Raw genomic sequence first — 4,724 nt, 5'->3', positions numbered from 1 at the left:
GTTTTAAATTGTCCATCGTGCTGGCCTGTTTCTATTATTTGGGCCAGGGCATCTTCCACGCTCAGGTTATTCTTATTCACCAAATCACCAATTTCTTTATCGTGGCTGGATAACTCAACAGCAGTATTCACCATAAAGCAGCCTTTTGCAAGCGTGTCTTCTTCGCTTTCCTTAATAACAGCATACAGAAGCTGTGTTATTGCTTCTCCGGCATTACCGGCATTTTTCAGCATTGAAAGCACCGCATTTGTATTTTTTGACTGATATTGCCTTAATGATTTTGTAAAAAGCGTTTTTTTATCGGTATAGGTATTGTAAAGGCTTGAACGGTTTATGCCCAACCCATCTACCAGATCCTGCGCGGATGTGGCATGATAGCCTTTATCCCAAAATAAATTAACCGCTTTATCGAGCAACTTATCTTCATCAAATTCTTTTTTCCTGGCCATAATAAATTCCTCCTATGCAAAATTACCTATTTGAAACAATCGTTCCAAATAGGTGTAAAAAACTAAAGCTTTATTAAGCTGCCTGATTAATATATAATAGCATTTACGGTTAAACCGCCATCAACTGTAAGCTCGGTACCGGTAATAAATGATGCATCGTCTGAGGCTAAGAATCTTACTGCGTTGGCTATTTCTTCTGATTTACCAAAACGGTTTAATAGTACCCTTTGGCTCAACACTGTACCAAATCCATTAACTTCTTCTTCAGTTAAACCAAGTTTACCATATAGCGGGGTTTCAACCGGGCCCGGAGATACAGAATTAACACGTATTTTGCGGGAAGCAAGCTCGCGGGCAAATACTTTGGTGAATGACAGGAGGGCTGCTTTGCTTGCTGCGTATACACTACTATCCGGTGCGCCTAACGCTGCATTTACCGATGCGTTAAATATAATTGAACCGCCATCATTAATAATGGGCAGGAATTTTTGAACAGTGAAGTAAACACCTTTTACATTTAAATTCATCATGGTATCATAGTGCTCTTCGGTTGCTGATGCAAGCGGGCTAAAAAGGGCTACGCCGGCATTCAGGAAAAGAATATCCACTTTACCAAACTGGTTTTTAACTTCGGCTACAAGATTATCAATCTGGTTTAACTTTGCCTGGTCGGATACGATGCCGGTTACACCAAGTTCTGCCGCTGCTTTGCTTACTGTTGTGGCGTTCCTGCCGGTAATAACCACGCGGGCACCTTTTGATGCTAATTCTTTGGCAGTTGCATATCCAATACCGCTATTACCACCTGTAACTACGGCAACTTTGTTTGTTAAATTACTCATTGTTTTATTTTTTAATGTTGTTGTTTTTGTTTGACAGATCAAATATAACAATACTGAAACGATCATTCCAAAATAAATCTTTGTTTTTTCTGATGATGACACTTGACTTACAAACAGCAGGAATGAAATTTATTAAAAAAATAACAAGAAGGAAATTTTTTATAATGACAGATAATTGAAGAAAATCTTACATTTAGCCAGGTTAAATAATGCCGGTGCTTTAAATGCAATAGATTTTTCGATCTCATTTTTAAACACACATTTTATTATCATATTTGTTACACTACATGTTTACCCATAATCTATTTAAAAAATGCAGGACTTAGACCCATCTATTCTTCAAAAAGTGAATACCTGGCTTCAGGGAAATTATGACGCTGATGTTAAACAGGAAATTCAGGCGTTGCTTGATCAAAAGGCGTATACCGAGTTAACAGATTCGTTTTACCGCGACCTGGAGTTTGGAACCGGCGGTTTGCGCGGAACAATGGGACCGGGTTCAAACCGTATCAATAAATACACCATTGGCGCTGCTACGCAGGGCTTAGCCAATTACCTTAAAAAAACATATCCGGGCGAAAAAGTTAAAGTAGCCATAGCCCACGATAGCCGCAACAATGCCGATCTGTTCTCGAATATAACTGCTGAAGTTTTTTCGGCAAATGATATTCATGTTTATTTCTTTAAAGCGCTGCGCCCAACACCTGAACTTTCTTTTGCTGTACGCCATTTTGGTTGCAAAAGCGGGGTAATGTTAACGGCCTCTCATAACCCTAAAGAGTATAACGGGTACAAAGCCTATGGTGCTGATGGCGGCCAGTTTGTATCGCCGCATGATAAGGCTGTAATGGACGAGGTTGCTAAAATTGCCAGCATTGATGAAATCAAATTTAATCGCGTTGATGCCAATATCGAAGAAATAGGCGAGGAGATAGATAACCTTTATTTAGACGAGATCACGAAGCTTTCTGTGTCACCAGAAGCTATACAGCGCCAAAAGGATCTTAAGATTGTTTATTCGCCCATCCACGGTACCGGTATTACTTTGGTGCCACAGGCATTGGAGCGGTTTGGTTTTGAGAATGTGATATTGGTTAATGAACAAATCACTCCTGATGGAAACTTCCCTACAGTAATTTATCCAAATCCCGAAGAAAAGGAAGCTTTAACACTTGCGCTAAAAAAGGCGCAGGAAGTTGATGCCGACCTGGTACTGGCAACCGATCCTGATGCCGACCGTGTGGGTATCGCCGTAAAAAATACCGATAATGAATTCATCCTGCTAAACGGTAACCAAACCGGCAGTATGCTTATTAATTACCTGCTAAGCGCCTGGGAAGAAAAAGGTAAGCTCACCGGTAAGGAATACATTGTTAAAACCATCGTAACTTCAAACCTGATTGAAGAAATAGCCAAAGCCAAAAACGTAACCTATTATAATACCTTAACCGGTTTTAAATACATAGGCGAGTTAATGACTAAGTTTGAAGGTAAACAAACCTTTATTGGTGGTGGCGAAGAAAGCTACGGTTATTTAATTGGCGAACTGGTAAGGGATAAAGACGCGATAATATCATGCGCTTTTATTGCCGAAATGACCGCTTATTATAAAGATAAAGGCAGCAGCCTGTTTGAAGCATTGTTAGATACATATGTTAAATATGGTTTTTACAAGGAAAAACTTATATCGATCACCAAAAAGGGTAAAACCGGCGCCGAAGAGATTAAAGCTATGATGGAAAAGTTCAGGGATAATCCTCCGGCTACGTTGGGCGGTTCAAAGGTTATTACTTTGAAAGACTACGAAAACAGGATTGAAACCGACCTCAACACCAATACCACATCGGCTATTGAATTGCCAACATCGGATGTTCTGCAGTTTATTACCGCTGATGGGAGTATTATTTCTGCCCGTCCATCTGGTACCGAACCTAAGATTAAGTTCTATTGCAGTGTTAACGGTAAACTGGCTAATAAAGCAGCCTACGCGGAAACCGATAAGCAACTGGAAGCTAAAATTGATTCTATTATGAAGGACCTGGGCGTATAATTAAAATTTACGTTTGGATAATATAAGAGATCCCGGGCAATGGTCCGGGATTTTTTTGTTGGGTAATGTTTTATACAACGCCAGTATCGTTCATCTTCTTCACATATAGCTCATCAACTAAAATCATAACAATTGCCAGTAAGGGCACTGCCAGGATAATACCTAAAACCCCCGATAATGTACCCATAAGTACCTGTGCAAGTATGGTTAAAGCAGGTGGCAGGTTAATCATTTTATTCTGAATTATTGGGGTTACAATATTACTTACAACAGTTTGCGTTACAATGTAAATTAAGGCCACAATAATTGCTGTATTTGTACTTATGGTTAAAGCAAGTAACACTCCGGGGATCATGGCTGCCAATGAACCAAAGTTTGGAATAAGCTTGAGCAGGGCAGTAAGCAGGGCCAGAACAAGAGCTACCGGGATGCTCATGATACCTAAACCTATCGAGAGCAAAATAAAAACCAGTATCATAGCTAACATCATCCCTTTTAACCAGCCTTTAAGGGCGTAGCTGATGCGATCAATTACCTGGTGAGCAAGTGGTTTCCTGCTGTCTGGTACCAGCTTTATTAAACCATCTWTATATAAATTAGGATCGGAGGTGAAAAATATAGCGAGGAACAAAATAATATAAAGATTGCCCAAAACACCAAAACTTGTATTGAAGAACGATTTTGCTGTAGTCATTAATGCATCTGAATTATCATCTGAAAGGTATTCCAGGATCTTTTTGCCTATTGATGTTTCGGCCATTTTTATTTTAGCGTTGCTGATGGTATGGGGGAGTGTATCGCTTAAAATAGCCACCTGGTTTGAGATCTTAGTGCCCATGATCCAAAAAAGCACTGCTAATATTGCGAAGGTGCCACCTATGGAAATTGCCATGCAAATGCGGCGCTTCCAATTTGTTTTCCGTTGAATCAGGTCACCAAACCCGTGAAAATAAACAGAGATCAGGATTCCGGCAAGCACCATCAACAATACATTGAAGGCAACACGTGCAATCAAGATCACAACAACCAAAAGTGCAACAATGGCTACTGTATGCCATACTTTTTGAATATAGGAAAGTTCTTCTTTGGCGGTATTATTTTCAGGCCGATTGTTTTTGGTTGTCATACTGTCCCAAATGAAAAAAAGGTACAGATAGGGGACAATAAATACAGTTAAAAGTTTTAGGGAATGTTAAATTGCTATTAATAGGATGTGAAAGCTTAATTATTAAAAAAGAAAGCCAGATAAAGACAGCGTCTGGTAGCCTTCCCTTACCAAAGAATTTTGCTTTTCTATTTCTATTTTACTTTTTAACTCGTTGCAGGTAAAAACAGCTATACCCAATTCAACCTTACATTCAAATTGTAAGGACAAACTGATCC

The 4,724-nt window shown here is 39.5% G+C and carries 4 protein-coding genes; 1 reads left to right on the top strand and 3 read right to left on the bottom strand.

All coding sequences use genetic code 11. The features are described 5' to 3' along the window. Together AC1DPZ_RS22145 and AC1DPZ_RS22140 are read right to left on the bottom strand one after the other, a co-directional pair. Positions 1 to 449, bottom strand: a 449-nt coding sequence (locus AC1DPZ_RS22145) for a TetR/AcrR family transcriptional regulator (RefSeq protein ID WP_477407523.1), incomplete at its 3' end; no start/stop codon positions are given. A gap of 86 nt (positions 450 to 535) precedes the next feature. After that, a complete protein-coding gene (locus AC1DPZ_RS22140) occupies positions 536 to 1,291 on the bottom strand; it encodes a glucose 1-dehydrogenase (protein WP_477407521.1) in 756 nt (251 codons plus the stop codon). A 313-nt stretch (positions 1,292 to 1,604) separates the two neighbouring features. On the opposite strand from AC1DPZ_RS22140, the gene AC1DPZ_RS22135 reads away from it, so the two are divergent. Then, positions 1,605 to 3,341 carry a phospho-sugar mutase gene (locus AC1DPZ_RS22135; protein WP_477407519.1) on the top strand — a complete coding sequence of 579 codons (1,737 nt, stop codon included), beginning with the start codon at positions 1,605 to 1,607 and terminating at the stop codon, positions 3,339 to 3,341. A 70-nt stretch (positions 3,342 to 3,411) separates the two neighbouring features. Here the strand turns inward: AC1DPZ_RS22135 and AC1DPZ_RS22130 are convergent, their stop codons facing one another. Further along, entirely contained in the window at positions 3,412 to 4,467 is a 1,056-nt protein-coding gene (locus tag AC1DPZ_RS22130) for an AI-2E family transporter (protein ID WP_477407517.1), read from the bottom strand. Between the last annotated feature and the right edge of the window lie 257 nt (positions 4,468 to 4,724).

Source organism: Mucilaginibacter sp. P4_G9, assembly GCF_056400985.1.
The sequence above is the reverse complement of the archived record's forward strand: the minus strand, read 5'-3'. Positions and strand labels throughout refer to the sequence as shown.

Coding starts and splice junctions, on each gene's coding strand:
- AC1DPZ_RS22140 (WP_477407521.1), bottom strand. CDS start 1,291: ATGAGTAATTTAACAAACAAAGTTGCCGTAGTTACAGGTGGTAATAGC.
- AC1DPZ_RS22135 (WP_477407519.1), top strand. CDS start 1,605: ATGCAGGACTTAGACCCATCTATTCTTCAAAAAGTGAATACCTGGCTT.